The organism is Gemmobacter nanjingensis (assembly GCF_014652195.1).
GTDB lineage: Bacteria > Pseudomonadota > Alphaproteobacteria > Rhodobacterales > Rhodobacteraceae > Gemmobacter > Gemmobacter caeni.
Genome location: NZ_BMYI01000001.1, coordinates 264,318 through 279,867 on the forward strand (window position 1 = coordinate 264,318; position 15,550 = coordinate 279,867).

The following is a 15,550-nucleotide window of genomic DNA, read 5'->3' on the forward strand; positions in this document are numbered from 1 at the left end:
CCAACAGACAGCGCAACCCCATGCAACGGTTTCCTTCCGCCCCTTGCCGTGGCACAACGGGCCATGGCGCGCCTTATCCTTCTGAACAAACCCTATGATGTGATGTGTCAGTTCTCCGGCGATGGCAGTCGGGCGACGCTGGCGGATCTGGTGCCGGTGGCGGGGGTTTATCCGGCCGGGCGGCTGGATCGCGACAGCGAGGGGCTGGTTTTGCTGACCGACGACGGGCGGTTGCAGGCGCGGATCGCCGATCCGGCGCATCGCATGGCCAAGACCTATCTCGCGCAGGTCGAGGGCGTGCCGGACGAACCCGCGCTGGCTGCCCTGCGCGCGGGCGTCACGCTGAATGACGGGCCGACCCGCCCGGCCGCGGCGCAGGCAATTGCAGCGCCGGACTGGCTCTGGCCCCGCGTGCCGCCGATCCGCGAGCGGAAATCGGTGCCCGATGCCTGGATCGAGCTGACGCTGCGCGAGGGCCGGAACCGCCAGGTGCGCCGGATGACCGCCGCCGTGGGTCTGCCGACGCTGCGCCTGATCCGCTGGGCGGTCGGAGACTGGAGCATTGAGGGCCTCGCCCCCGGCGAATGGCGTGAGGTCGAGGTGCCGATGCCCGCCGCCCCCTACCGCAAGCCGCATCCGAAAGGCCCCCGCCATGACCGAAGCGCAACGCCTCATCGCCGCCCTCGGGCTTGAGCCTCACCCCGAAGGCGGCTGGTATCGGCAGACCCGGGTCGACGACTCCAGCTCCGGCCGGCCCAGCGGCACCGCCATTCATTTCCTGCTGCAAGCGGACGAGCGCAGCCACTGGCACCGGGTGGACGCAGCGGAGATCTGGCACTGGCATGCCGGGGCACCGCTGATCCTGTCGCTGGCAGAAACCACCGAAGGACCGGCGCGCGACATCCGGCTGGGGCCGGATGTGCTGGCGGGCGAGGCGCCGCAGGTCATCGTGCCCGCCCATCACTGGCAGGCGGCAGCCCCGACCGGCGACTGGACGCTGGTGTCCTGTACCGTCTCACCCGGTTTCCGGTTCGAAGGCTTCACGCTGGCCCCGCCCGGCTTCGATATTCCGCGAGCCTGAGCGCAATTGTGCCGGTGACAAGTTCGTCATGGTGACGGACCTGCCGAAGTTCTAGGCAGGAAGCATGAACACCGATACCGACTCGCCGCGCGGCCTTGCCTTCGCTCTGGGCGCCTACATGCTGTGGGGCGTCCTGCCCATCTACATGAAGGCGCTGTCCCATGTGCCCGCCGCAGAGGTGCTGGCGCATCGGGTGATCTGGTCGGTGCCGGTGGCGGGTGCCGTACTGATCTGGCTGGGCCGCACGGCGGATCTGACCGCCGCGCTGCGCAGCCCGCGTATGCTGGCGATGGGCGGGCTGACCGCCACGATCATCTCGATCAACTGGGGCATCTATATCTGGGCGATCCAGAACGGGCATACGCTGGATGCGGCACTTGGCTATTACATCAACCCGCTGGTGACCGTCTTTCTTGGCGCCGCGACGCTGGGCGAGCGGCTGAACCGCTGGCAGACGGCGGCGCTGGCGCTGGCAGCCTGCGCGGTGGCGGTGCTGACGTGGGAGGCCGGACGCCTGCCCCTGCTTGCGCTGAGCCTGACCGCGAGCTGGGCCGCCTATGCCTGGTTCAAGAAACAACTGCCCATCGGTCCCAATCAGGGTTTCATGCTGGAGGTGGTGCTGCTGTCGCCCTTCGCCCTGGCCTGGATCGTCTGGCTGGCGATCACCGGACAGGGCCACTTCGCCAGCGGCGATCTGACGAACTCACTGATGCTGGCCTCGGCGGGGCTGGTAACGGCAGTGCCGCTGATCCTTTACGCCAACGGGGCCAAGCTTCTGCGGCTGACGACCATCGGCATCCTGCAATATGTCAGCCCGACGATGATCTTCCTTGTTGCGGTCTTCCTGTTTCACGAACCGTTCAGCACCGCCAAGGCCGTGGCTTTCCCGATGATCTGGGCGGCGCTGGCAGTCTATACTTTCGGAATGATGCGCGCGCGGCGCGCGCTGGCCTGAGAAACAGGCCTAGGCACCGGGCCGCGAGATGCGGCCTCCGCCCACCAGCGCCGGAACGCCCGTAGTGGCAGGCCCCGAGGTCGGCAGCCCGCGCGCCACCCGCACGGCAAGGTAGGCGAAAGCCTGCGCCTCCAGCATGTCACCGTCCAGACCCGCGGCCTCGACCGGCTCGACCACGCAGCCGGGCATCAGCTCGGCCAGATAGGCCATCAGCGTGGCATTGTGCCGCCCGCCTCCACCAACCAGAAGGCGCGTCACCGGCCGGGGGAAATGTTCGGCCCCGCGCGCAACCGCCGCTGCCGCCGCGCGGGTCAGCGTGGCCACCGCATCGGCGTCGGGCAGCTCCGCCACAGCCGAGATCAGATCGTGGAAATCGTTTCGGTCCAGAGACTTGGGCGGCATTCGCAGGAAGTAGCGATGCGCAAGGAAGCCATCGACAATCTGCCGCTGCCAGCGACCGGAGGCAGCGAGCACACCGCCCTCGTCGCGCGGCTGGCCGGTGCGGGCCTGCACCAGATCGTCAATCGGTGCATTGGCCGGGCCGGTATCGAAGGCGAGACAGGCACCCTCCGCCTCGGGCCCCGGCTGCGCGGGGTCAACCCATGTGACATTGCCGACCCCCCCGAGGTTCAGGAAGGCCAGCGGCTCGGTCGCGCCGATATGACGGGCCAGCGCGAAATGGAAGAAAGGCACCAGCGGCGCCCCCTGCCCGCCCAAAGCCACATCGGCACTGCGGAAATCCCAGACCACCGGCACACCCAATACCTCGGCCAGTACAGCGCCATCACCGGCCTGATGCGTGCCCAGACCACCCGGATCATGCGCCAGCGTCTGCCCGTGAAACCCCACCAGCGCCGCCGATCCGAACTGGCTGAGCAATTCGGCATGGGCGGTTTCCACCACCTCGGCCGCAGGCTCCACTTCGGCCGCACCGGGCCAGAGGCCAAGGGCCGCACGGATCACCGCGCGTTCGTCCTCGTCATAGGGGCGATAGCCGCTTTCGCCAAAGTCGAGAATGCGTTCGCCATCCGTCAGCACCAGCGCCGCATCGACGCCATCCAGCGACGTGCCCGACATCGCCCCCAATGCCCAGACCGGCCCCGCCTTCAACATGGCTTCCCCTTGTTCGCCTGCACCGCTATACCGCGTCACGGCGTCATAAAACACGAGAGTCCGATGACCTACCACCCGAAATCCGACTTCATGCGCGTTATGATCGAGCGCGGCTACCTCGCCGACTGCACCGATTATCAGGGCCTGGACGAAGCCCTGGTCAAGGGGGTGGTGCCTGCCTATATCGGCTATGACGCCACGGCGGCCTCGCTGCATGTCGGCCACCTGCTGAACATCATGATGCTGCGCTGGCTGCAAAAGACCGGGCACAAGCCGATCACGCTGATGGGCGGCGGCACCACCAAGGTGGGCGACCCCTCGTTTCGCGCCGATGAACGCCCGCTGCTGACCCCCGAAAAGATCGACGAGAACATCGCCGGGATGAAGCAGGTCTTTGCCCGCTATCTGGATTATTCCGATGCGCCGGGCGGCGCCATCATGCTCAACAATGCCGAGTGGCTGGATCACCTGAACTACCTCGATTTCCTGCGCGACATCGGGCGGCATTTCAGCGTGAACCGGATGCTGAGCTTTGAATCAGTGAAATCGCGGCTGGACCGGGAACAATCGCTGTCCTTCCTCGAATTCAACTACATGATCCTGCAAGCCTATGATTTTCTGGAACTGAACCGCCGCTACGGCTGTCTGTTGCAGATGGGCGGGTCGGATCAGTGGGGCAATATCGTCAATGGCATCGACCTGACGCGCCGCGTGCTGGATCAGGAGATCTATGGCCTGACCTCGCCGCTGCTGACCACCTCGGACGGCAAGAAGATGGGCAAGTCGGCCTCCGGCGCGGTCTGGCTGCGCGGCGACATGCTGAGCCCTTACGAATTCTGGCAGTTCTGGCGCAACACCACCGATGCCGATGTGGGCCGCTTCCTGAAGCTTTACACCGATCTTCCGGTGGAAGAATGCACCCGTCTGGGCGCGCTGGCCGGATCGGAAATCAATGCGGCAAAGATCGTCCTCGCCAATGAGGTGACAACGCTGCTGCACGGGGCAGAGGCTGCACAAGCCGCCGAAGCCACCGCGCGCGAAGTGTTTGAAAAGGGTGGTATCGGGGCCGATCTGCCGACGGTGGCACTGAATGTCACGGATCTGGCGGATGGCATCACCGCAGCGCAGCTTTTCGTGCGTGCGGGGCTTGCGCCTTCGGGGAAAGAGGCCAAGCGCCTGATCGCCGAGGGCGGCGCCCGTGTGAATGACGATCCGGTGCTGGATGCGGGCCACAAGTTCCATGCGGCCGATTTCGCCGAGCCGCTGAAGCTGACCGCCGGCAAGAAGCGTCACGCGCTGGTGACGTTCAGCTGAGCTGCCAAAGGCCCTGCCCCGAATATTTCGGGACAGGGCAAATCTTCCTCAGACCAGAAGCTGATCGACGACCGCTTCCACCTGCGCGACAGTCAGGTTGATATTGTCGAGAATGATGGTGCCGCCATCCAGTTTCAGGATCGTATCGCCCCTGGCGTGCGAAACCGTGTAATCGCCCTCGATCACCAGCCTGTCCTGCACCCGCTGGAAGCTGGAAACCACGTCGCGTCCGAAATTGCCGGTGAACACGAAATGATCCGCTCCCGCATCGCCGGTCAGACGGTCATTCCCCGCGCCGCCGTTGAGCGTGTCATTGCCGGTGCCGCCAAACAGGATGTCCTTCCCAGAACCACCGGAAATGGAATCGTTGTCGTTGTTGCCATAGAGCCGGTCGGCGCCGCGCCCGCCGTCAATGGTATCCGCGCCGGTTCCGCCCGTAATGCTGTCGTTGCCGCCAAGATCGCCGCCCAGCAGGTCGTTGCCGGTCCCGCCGTCGATCGTGTCGTTGCCCTTGCTGTCATAGATCACATCATTGCCGCCACCGGCGAGGATGCGATCATTGCCCAGCCCGCCCTGAGCGGAATCCGCCCCGGCAAGCAGTTTGAGCGTCAGCGGCGCGACCATATGGAAGGTGCTGGTGTCGGAAAGATAGAACTCGTCAGCCTTTGCCGTGCCCTTGATCGTCCATTCCATATTGGCAATCGCGGTGCGCAGGCTGGCCGCATTGGCGAAGGCGCCCCCTTCCTCGGTGTCGATCACCAGCCCGAGGTTGCTGATGCTGCCCAGCGCCTTGAGCGTGGAGGGCACGAGAAAACGAATGGACTGGAGCGTGCCACCCGTCAGGTCGCTGAGGATATCCGCTTCCGACGTCCAGGAAAGATCCGTCCCCGCGAACACCACCCGGATGTTCTGGTTCTCGACCACGATACGGTCGGCGGAGGCGGCTGTGATTGTAAGACCTTGATAAACCGATGACAAATACGCACCAAACTGGGCAAGCCCTGAAATTCCCTGCATCACAGGCATGTCTAATCCTTTCCAGAAAGACTTGGCCCGCAGCCTATGGCTGCGGGCCTGATTTCGTCAACGATTCCTGTGGTGTCACTCCTGGACGGTGACTTTCACCATGCGGTCCGGGGTGCTGACCGAACCGTTCGGCCCGTCACCCTTGCGGATCGCATCCACCACATCCATGCCCGAGATCACCCGGCCGACGACGGTATACTGCCCGTCCAGATGCGGCGCCGGGGCGAACATGATGAAGAACTGGCTGTTGGCCGAATTCGGGTCCATCGACCGCGCCATGCCGACAACGCCGCGATCAAACGGCACCGACGAGAACTCGGCCGGAAGGTCCGGCAGGTTCGAGCCGCCCATACCCGCCTGTGCGCTGCCACCGTTCTTGCCGAACTGCACGTCGCCGGTCTGCGCCATGAAGCCGTCAATGACGCGGTGGAAGACCACATCGTCATATTCGCCCGCTTTGGCCAGCGCCACGATCTGCGCCACATGCCTGGGCGCCACATCGGACAGCAGGTCCACCACGATCTCGCCCTTGGCCTGGCCATCGACGTCGATCACGAGGTTCGGGCCCGGCCCGTCGGTTTCGGCCAGAACGGGGGTGGCGGCCAGCAGCAGGGCCGCAATCAGGGCCTTAGGCGACATCGGCAGCCACCACGACCTTGATCATGCGGTCCGGGTTGGCCGGCGGCTCGCCACGCATGATCTTGTCGACATGTTCCATCCCCGAGATGACCCGGCCGTAAACGGTATACTGGCCGTTCAGGAAATGGTTGTCCTTGAAGTTGATGAAGAACTGGCTGTTGGCCGAATTCGGATTCTGCGACCGTGCCGCGCCCAGCGTGCCCCGGTCATGCGGGAGCTTCGAAAACTCGGCCGGAAGGTCCGGCAGGTCCGAACCACCCGTCCCCGCGCGGCGCAAGTTGAAGTTGTTTTCCATATTGCCGTTTTCCACATCGCCCGACTGGGCCATGAAGCCCTCGATCACACGGTGGAAGCAGACGTTGTCATAGGCACCGGCACGGGCCAGTTCCTTCATGCGCTCGCTGTGCTTCGGCGCGACATCGGGCAGCAGTGCGATCACCACGTCGCCGTCCTTCAGCGTCATGATGATGGTGTTTTCCGGGTCTTTGATCTCGGCCATCTCGGTCGGTCTCCTTCTATCCGGGGCGCAAGGTAATGGCGCGGGCGCGCAAGGGAAAGGGCAAACCCGCGTGATCGGTTGACGCGGCGCACGCTTCGGCGGAAAGAAGGGCAACCGCTTGCGAGGAGGCTCTGATGGCTTGGAAGACACTCGACGACATGGATCTGGCCGGCAAGACCGTGCTGACCCGCGTGGACATCAACGTGCCGATGGAGAACGGTGTGGTGACCGACGCGACCCGGATCGAGAAGATCGTGCCCACGGTGAAGGATATTCAGGCCAGGGGCGGCAAGGTCGTGCTGCTGGCGCATTTCGACCGGCCGAAGGGCAAGGTCGTGCCGGAGATGAGCCTTGGTCATGTGCAAGACGCGCTGGCGCAGGCGCTGGGTTGCAAGGTGGTCTTTGCCGCCGATTGCGTGGGCGATGTGGCCAAGGCCGCGATTGATGCCGCCAGCCCCGGTGACGTGGTGCTGCTGGAGAACACCCGCTTCCATGCCGGCGAGGAAAAGAATGACGCCGATCTGGCCAAGGCCATGGCGGCGCTTGGCGATGTCTTTGTGAATGACGCCTTTTCCGCCGCGCACCGGGCCCATGCCTCGACCGCGGGGATCGCGCATCTGCTGCCCGCAGCCGCCGGCCGGTTGATGGAGGCGGAGCTGCGCGCGCTTGAATCCGCGCTTGGCAAGCCGGTGCGGCCGGTGGTGGCCGTGGTGGGCGGTGCCAAGGTGTCGACCAAGCTTGACCTGCTGGGCAACCTTGTCTCGAAGGTCGATCATCTGGTGATCGGCGGCGGCATGGCCAATACCTTCCTCGTGGCCGGGGGCACCGAAGTCGGCAAGAGCCTGGCGGAACGGGACATGGCCGATACCGCCCGTGCCATCATGGCAAAGGCCGAAGCTGCGGGCTGCATCATCCACCTGCCGCTGGATGTGGTGGTTGCGCGCGAATTCAGGGCGGGTGCCGCGAATGAAACCGTGGCCGTAGATGCCTGCCCGGCCGATGCGATGATCCTGGACGCAGGCCCTGCGACGGTGGCCGCGCTGGAGGGCGTGTTCACTGGAGCAAAAACGCTGATCTGGAACGGCCCGCTGGGTGCCTTTGAAATCGAGCCCTTCGACGCCGCGACCAATGCCGCCGCGCGGTCGGTGGCCGCGCTGACGAAGTCGGGCAAGCTGGTGTCGGTGGCCGGGGGTGGCGATACGGTGGCGGCACTGAACAAGGCGGGCGCGGCGGGTGATTTCAGCTTCATCTCCACCGCCGGGGGCGCCTTCCTCGAATGGATGGAAGGCAAGGAACTACCCGGCGTCGCCGCCCTGATGTGACGCCTCCGCCACCTCCCCTGCTCAGGTGATTGACAGGATCGGGGTGACTGCGCCAGCACTGCATACAGGCCCTGCCGGAGACCGGCGGGGCCTTTTTCGAATCCATATTCAAGGCATCGCCATGGCGCTTACGGGCTTCCCCAATTTCCCCACCTTTCCAAATGTCTGGCAGGGCACTGACCGCAACGAAAAGAAGAACGGCACCAAGGGTGTCGATCAGTATTTCGGCATGGATGGCAACGACACGCTGTATGGCGCGGGCGGCAATGACATCCTTGACGGCAACCGTGGCAACGACAAGCTTTATGGCGGTGCGGGGCACGACACGCTGACCATTCTGGGGTCGGATACGCTCAGCGGCGGCACGGGTTTCGACTTCTTCGAAGTAGTGGGCATCAAATATGACATGCGGCTGCCCTCGAACAGCTCGGTCATCACCGACTTCACCGCGAAGGGCGCCAGTCACGACATCCTGCAACTGGCGAATTTCAACTTCAAATGGAAGGATCGCGATGCCGACCTGTCGGACGGTTTCTCGTTCCAGCGCAAGGGCAAGGATACACTGATCACAGCCGAGGATGCGGGCGGCAATGTCTACAAAATCCTTGTGAAGAACGTGCTGCCCGGCGCGCTGACCACCAAGAATGTGCAGCTGATCGACAAACCGGGCTTCGGCCTGGCCGCCGCAACCGAGGCTGGCGAGGACTGGACGGGAACCCGCAAGGCTGACAACCACCGGGGGGGCGCGGGGAATGATTTCATCATGGGGCGCGGCGGCAATGACACGCTGCTCGGGATGGGTGGCGACGATTCGCTGAATGGCGAAAAGGGCGCCGATCTGCTGCGCGGCGGGCGCGGCGACGACCGGCTGTATGTTTCAGGCGGGGACAATGCCTATGGCGGCGCCGGCTCCGACATGTTTGTCTTTGCCTCGCATGACCAGCTTCCCACCATGACCGATGCGGGCACCGGCCATGTCCGTGACTTCGACGCGGCCAAAGACCGTGTGGAACTGACCATGTTCGGACTGGACTGGGAGGGCCGCGACGCCGGGCTGGAAGACGGCTGGCAGCTGCGCAAGGTGTCGAATGGCTGGAGGGTGGATATTGCCGACGGGGATGCGGGCCGCATCTCTTTCGTGCTGCACACCACCGCCGAAGCGCTCGACGAAACCCATTTCGTCTTCGGTTTCGCCTGAAAGCAAACGGCCCGCCGGATCGGCGGGCCGATCAATCCGGTGCCGGTGGGCTCAGCCCAGCGGCATCTCGTCGCCAAGCATACGCAGCCGGTCAGCCAGCGTATCCAGATCGGTCCAGTCCAGCACGCGGATGGAATCGCGCCCAAAGTCGATGACGACATCGCCGCCCCGAACCTCGGCATAGGTATCCAGCAGGTCGCGTGCATTCTCCATCCCTTCCCAGCGCACCGCTGCGATGTAGATGGAATCATCGGCCGTCATATCGCCGATCACGTCCTGGCCGTTATGGGTGCCGAAGACGAAGGAATCCGCCCCGGCCCCGCCGCGCAGGCGGTCATTGCCACGCCCGCCGTCCAGCACATCATCGCCGCCATTGCCCATCAGCATATCGCTGCCCCTGCCGCCCGACAGCGTATCGGCCCCGAAGCCGCCCGACAGCGTATCGTTGCCCGCATCGCCGCGAAGGTTGTCGAGACCGGCATTGCCCTGAATCAGATCATGGCCGAACCCGCCATGCAGCGAGTCATTGCCCTGAAGGCCGCGAAGGGTGTCATCACCGGCGAAACCGCGCAGGACATCGCGGAAGCCCGATCCGGTCATCGCGTCACCATCCGCAAACAGGAAGCGGAAAGCATCGAGGCCGCTCGACCCGTCCAGCGCATCAACCAGATCCGCAGCAGACAGTTCAAGCCCCCGGATGCGCAGCACCGGATTGCCCAGCACCTGAAGGTCCAGGCCGGTCACGATGCCGGTGGCATCATTCGCGCCGTTGATCGTGTAGTCGCCGTCCAGCACAACCCGGTTGCCGCCCAGACGCAGCGACACATCCGTGGCATCAGCGGTGTTGAGGGTGCCGAAAGCGGCATCGTCATAGCGCGACAGATCCAGTCCGCGCACGAGGAATTTGGTCGGTGCAAGGGTGACCATAACTTGAACTCCAATAATGGCACTTGGCCGGAAAACTTAACAAATCGTTAAATCTCCCCTGCAGCCGGGTCAAGAAAACCGGGATGAAGCGCGCGGTTTCTGCGCCGCCTTCCCGAACCGCGCAGCCGGCTCTGCGACAATCGCCAGCCCCGCCCCGTGATCTGCGATAAACCCGGAACAATCCGCCCGCAGCACGGCCGAATCGACCGTGCTGTGGGCCGCTTGCAACAGTCACGCGCGGACCGGCCCGGGGCGATTCACATAGTGATTCGGCTGTGTCATATTGGCCAAACCCTCCCGCCGAACGAGGAGGGACGAGGCAGATCGACCATGAATGCGCACCGCCCTTCCATTGGCAGCCTGATGATCTTCGCCCTGGCGCTGACGCTGGGCGGCTATTTCACCTTTGCCGCCGTGCAGGGCGATTACGGCGTGTTCCGCCGCGTGCAGATCAATGCCGAGGCCGAGGCGCTGATTGCCGAACGTGACCGGCTGCGCGCCGAACTGGCCGAATTGCAGAACCGCACCCTGCGCTTGTCCGACGCCTATCTGGATCTCGACCTGCTGGATGAGCAGCTGCGCGATGTGCTGGGATATGTCCGCGCCGACGAGCTGGTGATCCGCTAGGCCTTTGCCGAAATTTAAAGGCCAAGGGGCGGGCATCACCTGCCTGCGCTGACGCTGCGGCGGCAGGCCCTTCCGAAGACCGCCCTGTCCCGCCACACCGATCCCGCCTCGCCATTTTCACCCCTCGAACTGACGCCGCCGGCGCAAGGGCGCCGGGAAGCCCACGCCGCAGCGCGGCGAGAGTTTTACTTGCCAGACCCCTTATTTCTCCGATATTGTGCAGATAGTTTAATGCTGAACTATTTTGCCACATGGGAGGGAGCCGCATGGCCACCAAGAAGGCACCTGAGAGACCCAACGTCTCGAAAGAGGAACTTCTGAAATATTACCGTGAAATGCTGCTGATCCGCCGATTCGAGGAAAAGGCCGGGCAGCTTTACGGGATGGGGCTGATCGGCGGCTTCTGTCACCTGTATATCGGGCAGGAAGCGGTGGTCGTCGGGCTGGAGGCCGCGGCCAAGGAAGGCGACAAGCGCCTGACCTCGTATCGCGACCACGGACATATGCTGGCCTGCGGCATGGACCCGAAGGGCGTGATGGCCGAACTGACCGGGCGCATTGGCGGCTACTCCAAGGGCAAGGGCGGCTCGATGCACATGTTCAGCCGCGAGAAGCACTTCTACGGCGGGCATGGCATCGTGGGCGCGCAGGTGCCGCTGGGCGCCGGGCTTGCCTTCTCGGACTGGTACAAGGGCAATGACAACGTCACCTTCACCTATTTCGGCGATGGTGCGGCGAACCAGGGCCAGGTCTACGAGACCTACAACATGGCCGAGCTCTGGAACCTGCCGGTGATCTTCGTCATCGAGAACAACCAGTATGCCATGGGCACCAGCATGAAGCGCGCCACCAAATCGGTCACGCTTTATGGCCGGGGCGAGGCTTACGGCATTCCGGGCGAACAGGTCGACGGCATGGATGTGATGGCGGTGAAGGCAGCCGCCGAAAAGGCCGTGGCACACTGCCGGGCGGGCAAGGGCCCGTATATCCTTGAAATGATGACCTACCGCTATCGCGGCCATTCGATGTCGGACCCGGCGAAATACCGGACCCGCGAGGAGGTCGAGAAGATCAAGACCGAGAAGGACTGCATCGAGCATGTCCGCGACCTGCTGACCCAGGGCGGCCTTGCATCGGATGATGAGCTGAAAGCCATCGACAAAGAGATCAAGGCCATCGTGAACGAGGCGGCCGAATTCTCGAAAGACAGCCCCGAACCGCCGCTCGAAGAGCTGTGGACGGATATCTACGCATAAGGGAGGGGAAAGATGGCTACGCAAGTTCTTATGCCCGCGCTTTCTCCGACCATGGAGGAAGGCACGCTGGCCAAATGGCTGGTGAAGGAAGGCGATACGGTCAAATCCGGCCAGATCCTCGCCGAGATCGAAACCGACAAGGCCACCATGGAATTCGAGGCGGTGGATGAAGGCATCATCGGCAAGCTGCTGGTGGCCGAAGGCACGGCGGGCGTGAAGGTGAACACGCCCATCGCGGTGCTGGTCGAGGAAGGCGAAAGCGCGGATGCCGCCGTCGCGGCCCCTGCCCCCGCCGCAGCCGAGGCAGCCCCCGCCGCCGCCCCCGAGGCTGCACCGAAAGCTGCCCCCGTCGCTGCCGCGCCGGTGGCCGTGGTGTCCAAGGCCTCGCCCGACTGGGCCGAGGGCACGCCGATGAAAACCATGACCGTGCGCGAGGCCCTGCGCGAGGCCATGGCCGAGGAAATGCGCCGCAGTGATGCGGTGTTCCTGATGGGCGAGGAAGTCGGTGAATATCAGGGCGCCTACAAGATCAGCCAGGGTCTGCTGGATGAGTTCGGCCCCAAGCGCGTTATCGACACGCCGATCACCGAGCACGGCTTTGCCGGTATCGCCGTCGGCGCGGCCTGGGGCGGTCTGAACCCGATTGTCGAGTTCATGACCTTCAACTTCGCCATGCAGGCGATTGACCACCTGATCAACTCGGCCGCCAAGACGAACTACATGTCTGGCGGGCAGCTGGGCTGTCCCATCGTGTTCCGGGGTCCGAATGGCGCGGCGGCACGGGTCGCAGCACAGCACAGCCAGGATTACGCGGCATGGTATGCGGCCATCCCCGGCATGAAGGTGGTGATGCCCTATTCGGCGGCCGATGCGAAAGGTCTGCTGAAACAGGCAATCCGTGATCCGAACCCGGTGGTGTTCCTTGAAAACGAAATCCTATACGGCAAGTCCTTCGAAGTGCCGGATGTCGAGGATTTCACCATTCCCTTCGGCAAGGCCAGGATCTGGCGCGAAGGCACGGATGTCACCATCGTCAGCTTCGGCATCGGCATGACCTATGCGCTGGAGGCCGCCGACAAGCTGGCGGCCGAGGGCATCAGCGCCGAGGTGATCGACCTGCGCACGCTGCGCCCCATCGACTATGACACGGTGCTGGCTTCGGTGATGAAGACCAACCGCTGCGTCACGGTCGAGGAAGGCTTCCCCGTCGGCTCCATCGGCAACCACATCTCGGCGGTGATCATGCAGCGCGCGTTTGACTATCTGGACGCGCCGGTGATCAACCTCTGCGGCAAGGATGTGCCGATGCCCTATGCGGCCAACCTTGAGAAGCTCGCACTGGTGACGACCGCCGAAGTGGTCGAAGCCGTGAAATCCGTCTGCTATCGCTGAGGTGTGAGATGGCCATTCAAGTTCTGATGCCCGCCCTTTCGCCCACGATGGAAGAGGGCACGCTGGCCAAATGGCTGGTGAAGGAAGGCGACGAGGTGAAATCCGGTCAGGTGCTCGCCGAGATCGAAACCGACAAGGCCACGATGGAATTCGAGGCCGTGGATGAAGGCGTGATCGGCAAGATCCTGATCGCGGAAGGCAGCGCGGGGGTGAAGGTGAACACCCCCATCGCCGTGCTGCTGGAAGAAGGCGAGGATGCCTCGGCCGCTGCGGCGCCTGCGCCCAAAGCAGAAAGCGCCGCGCCTGCGGCGGCTCCGGCGGCAGCTGCGCCTGCTGCGGCCCCAGCCCCTGCGGCGCCGGTCGCTTCTGGCGGCGCGCGGGTGTTTGCCTCGCCGCTGGCCCGTCGCATCGCTGCGGAAAAGGGTCTGGACCTGAGCGCGGTCAAGGGGTCCGGCCCGCATGGCCGGATCGTCAAGGCGGATGTGGAAGGTGCCGCGGCAGCCCCGAAAGCTGCCGCCCCGGCTGCGGCTGCGACACCTGCCGCTGCGGCGGCCCCGGCCCCGGCTGCTGCGCCGGCAGCGCCTTCGGCGGATGCGGTGAAGAAGCTTTATGCAGATCGCGCCTACGAGGAAGTGCCGCTGGACGGGATGCGCCGCACCATCGCCGCACGTCTGACCGAAGCCAAGCAGACCATCCCGCATTTCTATCTGCGCCGCGAAGTGCAGCTGGATACGCTGATGGCCTTCCGCGAGCAGCTGAACAAGTCGCTGGAAGGACGCGGGGTAAAGCTCAGCGTCAATGACTTCATCATCAAGGCCTCGGCGCTGGCGCTGCAAAAGGTGCCGGATTGCAATGCGGTCTGGGCGGGCGACCGCATCCTGAAGATGAAGCCCTCGGATGTGGCGGTGGCCGTGGCCATCGACGGCGGTCTGTTCACCCCGGTTCTGAAGGATGCCGACAAGAAATCGCTGTCGGCCCTTTCGGCCGAGATGAAGGATCTGGCGGCGCGGGCGAAATCGAAGAAGCTGGCCCCGCATGAATATCAGGGTGGCAGCTTCGCGATTTCCAACCTCGGGATGATGGGGGTCGAGAATTTCGACGCCGTGATCAACCCGCCGCATGGCTCGATCCTCGCGGTCGGCGCGGGCGTGAAGAAGCCGGTGGTCAACAAGGCGGGAGAGATCGTGGTGGCCACCATGATGTCGATGACGCTTTCGGTGGATCACCGCGTGATCGACGGCGCGCTGGGGGCCGAGTTCCTCAAGGCGCTGATCGAGAACCTCGAAAACCCGATGATGATGCTGGCCTGACAGCCAGCACCGCAATGCAAAAGGCCCCGGAGCGATCCGGGGCCTTTTCGTTTCCGCTTGCGACCTGGTTCAGCAGTCGCAGTCCTTCAGGATCTGGTTCATGCTGACGGCGGGCTGCGAACACCCCGCTTCCCCCACCACTTTGGCCGGAACGCCTGCGACGGTCGTGCAGGGCGGCACGTCCTGCAACACCACCGACCCCGCCGCGATGCGCGAGCAATGGCCGATGCTGATATTGCCCAGCACCTTGGCGCCTGCCCCGATCAGCACGCCGTCGCCGATCTTGGGATGACGGTCGCCGTCTTCCTTGCCCGTCCCGCCCAGCGTCACGGAATGCAGCATGGATACGTTGTCGCCCACCACTGCCGTTTCACCGATCACGATGGAATGGGCGTGGTCGATCATGATGCCGCGCCCGATGCGGGCTGCGGGATGAATGTCGACGCCAAAGACCTCGGACACCCGCATCTGCACAAAATAGGCCATGTCTGCCCGGCCCTGCCCCCAGAGCCAATGGCCCACGCGATAGGCCTGCACCGCCTGATAGCCCTTGAAGAACAGCATGGGCTGCAAATAGCGATGGCAGGCGGGGTCACGGTCGAACACCGCTACCAGATCGGCCCGCGCCGCCTGCCCCAGCGCCGGATCGGCGGCATAGGCGGTATCCGCGATCTCGCGCAGCAGCTGTTCACTCATCTCGCCGCTGGCGAGTTTCAGCGAAAACCGATAGGCGAGCGCACGTTCCATCGTCGGATGGTGCAGCAGGCTGGAATGAACCAGCCCGCCCAGAAGCGGTTCTGCCGCGACCGCCGCCAGCGCCTCTTCGCAGACACGCGACCACACCGGATCAACCGGGGTGAGCTTTGCTCGGGTCTCTGCCATCGGGAACTC

16 protein-coding genes are annotated in these 15,550 nt (G+C 64.3%); 10 read left to right on the plus strand and 6 right to left on the minus strand.

The features are described 5' to 3' along the window. Nucleotides 1-63: 63 nt before the first annotated feature. The 3 genes from IE126_RS01335 (at nt 64) to rarD (ending at nt 2,036) form a co-directional block, all read left to right on the plus strand. The gene (locus tag IE126_RS01335) at nt 64-693 is read left to right on the plus strand and encodes a pseudouridine synthase (protein WP_189379977.1); all 630 of its coding nucleotides are present in this window, start codon (nt 64-66) and stop codon (nt 691-693) included. Next, a complete protein-coding gene (locus IE126_RS01340; RefSeq protein ID WP_189379978.1) occupies nt 653-1,081 on the plus strand; it encodes a cupin domain-containing protein in 429 nt (142 codons plus the stop codon). Before IE126_RS01335 ends, IE126_RS01340 begins: the two co-directional genes overlap by 41 nt. Before the next feature lie 64 nt (nt 1,082-1,145). Further along, the gene (gene rarD, locus IE126_RS01345; protein WP_054300983.1) at nt 1,146-2,036 is read left to right on the plus strand and encodes an EamA family transporter RarD; all 891 of its coding nucleotides are present in this window, start codon (nt 1,146-1,148) and stop codon (nt 2,034-2,036) included. A 9-nt stretch (nt 2,037-2,045) separates the two neighbouring features. Here the strand turns inward: rarD and IE126_RS01350 are convergent, their stop codons facing one another. Further along, nucleotides 2,046-3,149, minus strand: coding sequence for an anhydro-N-acetylmuramic acid kinase (locus tag IE126_RS01350; RefSeq protein WP_054300984.1), 1,104 nt, complete (start codon nt 3,147-3,149; stop codon nt 2,046-2,048). A gap of 63 nt (nt 3,150-3,212) precedes the next feature. Here IE126_RS01350 and tyrS point away from each other — a divergent pair, with 63 nt between their 5' ends. Beyond that, nucleotides 3,213-4,463 (plus strand): tyrosine--tRNA ligase, encoded by a 1,251-nt coding sequence (tyrS, locus tag IE126_RS01355; RefSeq protein ID WP_189379979.1) that lies wholly within the window; start codon nt 3,213-3,215, stop codon nt 4,461-4,463. A gap of 48 nt (nt 4,464-4,511) precedes the next feature. Here the strand turns inward: tyrS and IE126_RS01360 are convergent, their stop codons facing one another. The 3 genes from IE126_RS01360 to IE126_RS01370 all read right to left on the minus strand — a co-directional run bounded on the left by IE126_RS01360 (nt 4,512) and on the right by IE126_RS01370 (nt 6,627). After that, nucleotides 4,512-5,489: a calcium-binding protein gene (locus IE126_RS01360; RefSeq protein ID WP_189379980.1), complete on the minus strand. Its 978-nt coding sequence runs from the start codon at nt 5,487-5,489 to the stop codon at nt 4,512-4,514. 75 nt (nt 5,490-5,564) lie between these two features. Then, a complete protein-coding gene (locus IE126_RS01365; RefSeq protein WP_189379981.1) occupies nt 5,565-6,128 on the minus strand; it encodes a peptidylprolyl isomerase in 564 nt (187 codons plus the stop codon). Further along, complete coding sequence (locus tag IE126_RS01370) at nt 6,118-6,627, minus strand: peptidylprolyl isomerase (RefSeq protein ID WP_054300988.1); 510 nt, start codon at nt 6,625-6,627, stop codon at nt 6,118-6,120. Before IE126_RS01370 ends, IE126_RS01365 begins: the two co-directional genes overlap by 11 nt. A gap of 134 nt (nt 6,628-6,761) precedes the next feature. On the opposite strand from IE126_RS01370, the gene IE126_RS01375 reads away from it, so the two are divergent. Beyond that, nucleotides 6,762-7,949, plus strand: coding sequence for a phosphoglycerate kinase (locus tag IE126_RS01375; RefSeq protein WP_189379982.1), 1,188 nt, complete (start codon nt 6,762-6,764; stop codon nt 7,947-7,949). Nucleotides 7,950-8,070: 121 nt separating this feature from the next. Further along, a complete protein-coding gene (locus tag IE126_RS26245; RefSeq protein ID WP_189379983.1) occupies nt 8,071-9,147 on the plus strand; it encodes a calcium-binding protein in 1,077 nt (358 codons plus the stop codon). Between the two features lie 51 nt (nt 9,148-9,198). Here IE126_RS26245 and IE126_RS01385 read toward each other — a convergent pair whose 3' ends face one another. Then, nucleotides 9,199-10,074, minus strand: a complete 876-nt coding sequence (locus tag IE126_RS01385; protein ID WP_189379984.1) for a calcium-binding protein — start codon at nt 10,072-10,074, stop codon at nt 9,199-9,201. 330 nt (nt 10,075-10,404) lie between these two features. Between IE126_RS01385 and IE126_RS01390 the strand changes: the two genes are divergently transcribed. The 4 genes from IE126_RS01390 to IE126_RS01405 all read left to right on the plus strand — a co-directional run bounded on the left by IE126_RS01390 (nt 10,405) and on the right by IE126_RS01405 (nt 14,659). After that, nucleotides 10,405-10,701 carry an FtsB family cell division protein gene (locus IE126_RS01390; RefSeq protein WP_054300992.1) on the plus strand — a complete coding sequence of 99 codons (297 nt, stop codon included), beginning with the start codon at nt 10,405-10,407 and terminating at the stop codon, nt 10,699-10,701. Between the two features lie 266 nt (nt 10,702-10,967). Further along, a complete protein-coding gene (gene pdhA / locus IE126_RS01395) occupies nt 10,968-11,957 on the plus strand; it encodes a pyruvate dehydrogenase (acetyl-transferring) E1 component subunit alpha (RefSeq protein ID WP_054300993.1) in 990 nt (329 codons plus the stop codon). A 12-nt stretch (nt 11,958-11,969) separates the two neighbouring features. Then, nucleotides 11,970-13,349, plus strand: coding sequence for a pyruvate dehydrogenase complex E1 component subunit beta (locus IE126_RS01400; RefSeq protein WP_189379985.1), 1,380 nt, complete (start codon nt 11,970-11,972; stop codon nt 13,347-13,349). A gap of 8 nt (nt 13,350-13,357) precedes the next feature. After that, a complete protein-coding gene (locus tag IE126_RS01405; RefSeq protein WP_108130395.1) occupies nt 13,358-14,659 on the plus strand; it encodes a pyruvate dehydrogenase complex dihydrolipoamide acetyltransferase in 1,302 nt (433 codons plus the stop codon). 69 nt (nt 14,660-14,728) lie between these two features. Here the strand turns inward: IE126_RS01405 and cysE are convergent, their stop codons facing one another. Beyond that, entirely contained in the window at nt 14,729-15,541 is an 813-nt protein-coding gene (gene cysE, locus IE126_RS01410) for a serine O-acetyltransferase (protein ID WP_054304651.1), read from the minus strand. Nucleotides 15,542-15,550: the final 9 nt, after the last annotated feature.

Excerpts from the sequence above, each read along its gene's own strand:
- IE126_RS01335 (WP_189379977.1), top strand. The coding sequence starts at position 64 with ATGGCGCGCCTTATCCTTCTGAACAAACCCTATGATGTGATGTGTCAG.
- IE126_RS01340 (WP_189379978.1), top strand. The coding sequence starts at position 653 with ATGACCGAAGCGCAACGCCTCATCGCCGCCCTCGGGCTTGAGCCTCAC.
- rarD (WP_054300983.1), top strand. The coding sequence starts at position 1,146 with ATGAACACCGATACCGACTCGCCGCGCGGCCTTGCCTTCGCTCTGGGC.
- IE126_RS01350 (WP_054300984.1), bottom strand. The coding sequence starts at position 3,149 with ATGTTGAAGGCGGGGCCGGTCTGGGCATTGGGGGCGATGTCGGGCACG.
- tyrS (WP_189379979.1), top strand. The coding sequence starts at position 3,213 with ATGACCTACCACCCGAAATCCGACTTCATGCGCGTTATGATCGAGCGC.
- IE126_RS01360 (WP_189379980.1), bottom strand. The coding sequence starts at position 5,489 with ATGCCTGTGATGCAGGGAATTTCAGGGCTTGCCCAGTTTGGTGCGTAT.
- IE126_RS01365 (WP_189379981.1), bottom strand. The coding sequence starts at position 6,128 with ATGTCGCCTAAGGCCCTGATTGCGGCCCTGCTGCTGGCCGCCACCCCC.
- IE126_RS01370 (WP_054300988.1), bottom strand. The coding sequence starts at position 6,627 with ATGGCCGAGATCAAAGACCCGGAAAACACCATCATCATGACGCTGAAG.
- IE126_RS01375 (WP_189379982.1), top strand. The coding sequence starts at position 6,762 with ATGGCTTGGAAGACACTCGACGACATGGATCTGGCCGGCAAGACCGTG.
- IE126_RS26245 (WP_189379983.1), top strand. The coding sequence starts at position 8,071 with ATGGCGCTTACGGGCTTCCCCAATTTCCCCACCTTTCCAAATGTCTGG.
- IE126_RS01385 (WP_189379984.1), bottom strand. The coding sequence starts at position 10,074 with ATGGTCACCCTTGCACCGACCAAATTCCTCGTGCGCGGACTGGATCTG.
- IE126_RS01390 (WP_054300992.1), top strand. The coding sequence starts at position 10,405 with ATGAATGCGCACCGCCCTTCCATTGGCAGCCTGATGATCTTCGCCCTG.
- pdhA (WP_054300993.1), top strand. The coding sequence starts at position 10,968 with ATGGCCACCAAGAAGGCACCTGAGAGACCCAACGTCTCGAAAGAGGAA.
- IE126_RS01400 (WP_189379985.1), top strand. The coding sequence starts at position 11,970 with ATGGCTACGCAAGTTCTTATGCCCGCGCTTTCTCCGACCATGGAGGAA.
- IE126_RS01405 (WP_108130395.1), top strand. The coding sequence starts at position 13,358 with ATGGCCATTCAAGTTCTGATGCCCGCCCTTTCGCCCACGATGGAAGAG.
- cysE (WP_054304651.1), bottom strand. The coding sequence starts at position 15,541 with ATGGCAGAGACCCGAGCAAAGCTCACCCCGGTTGATCCGGTGTGGTCG.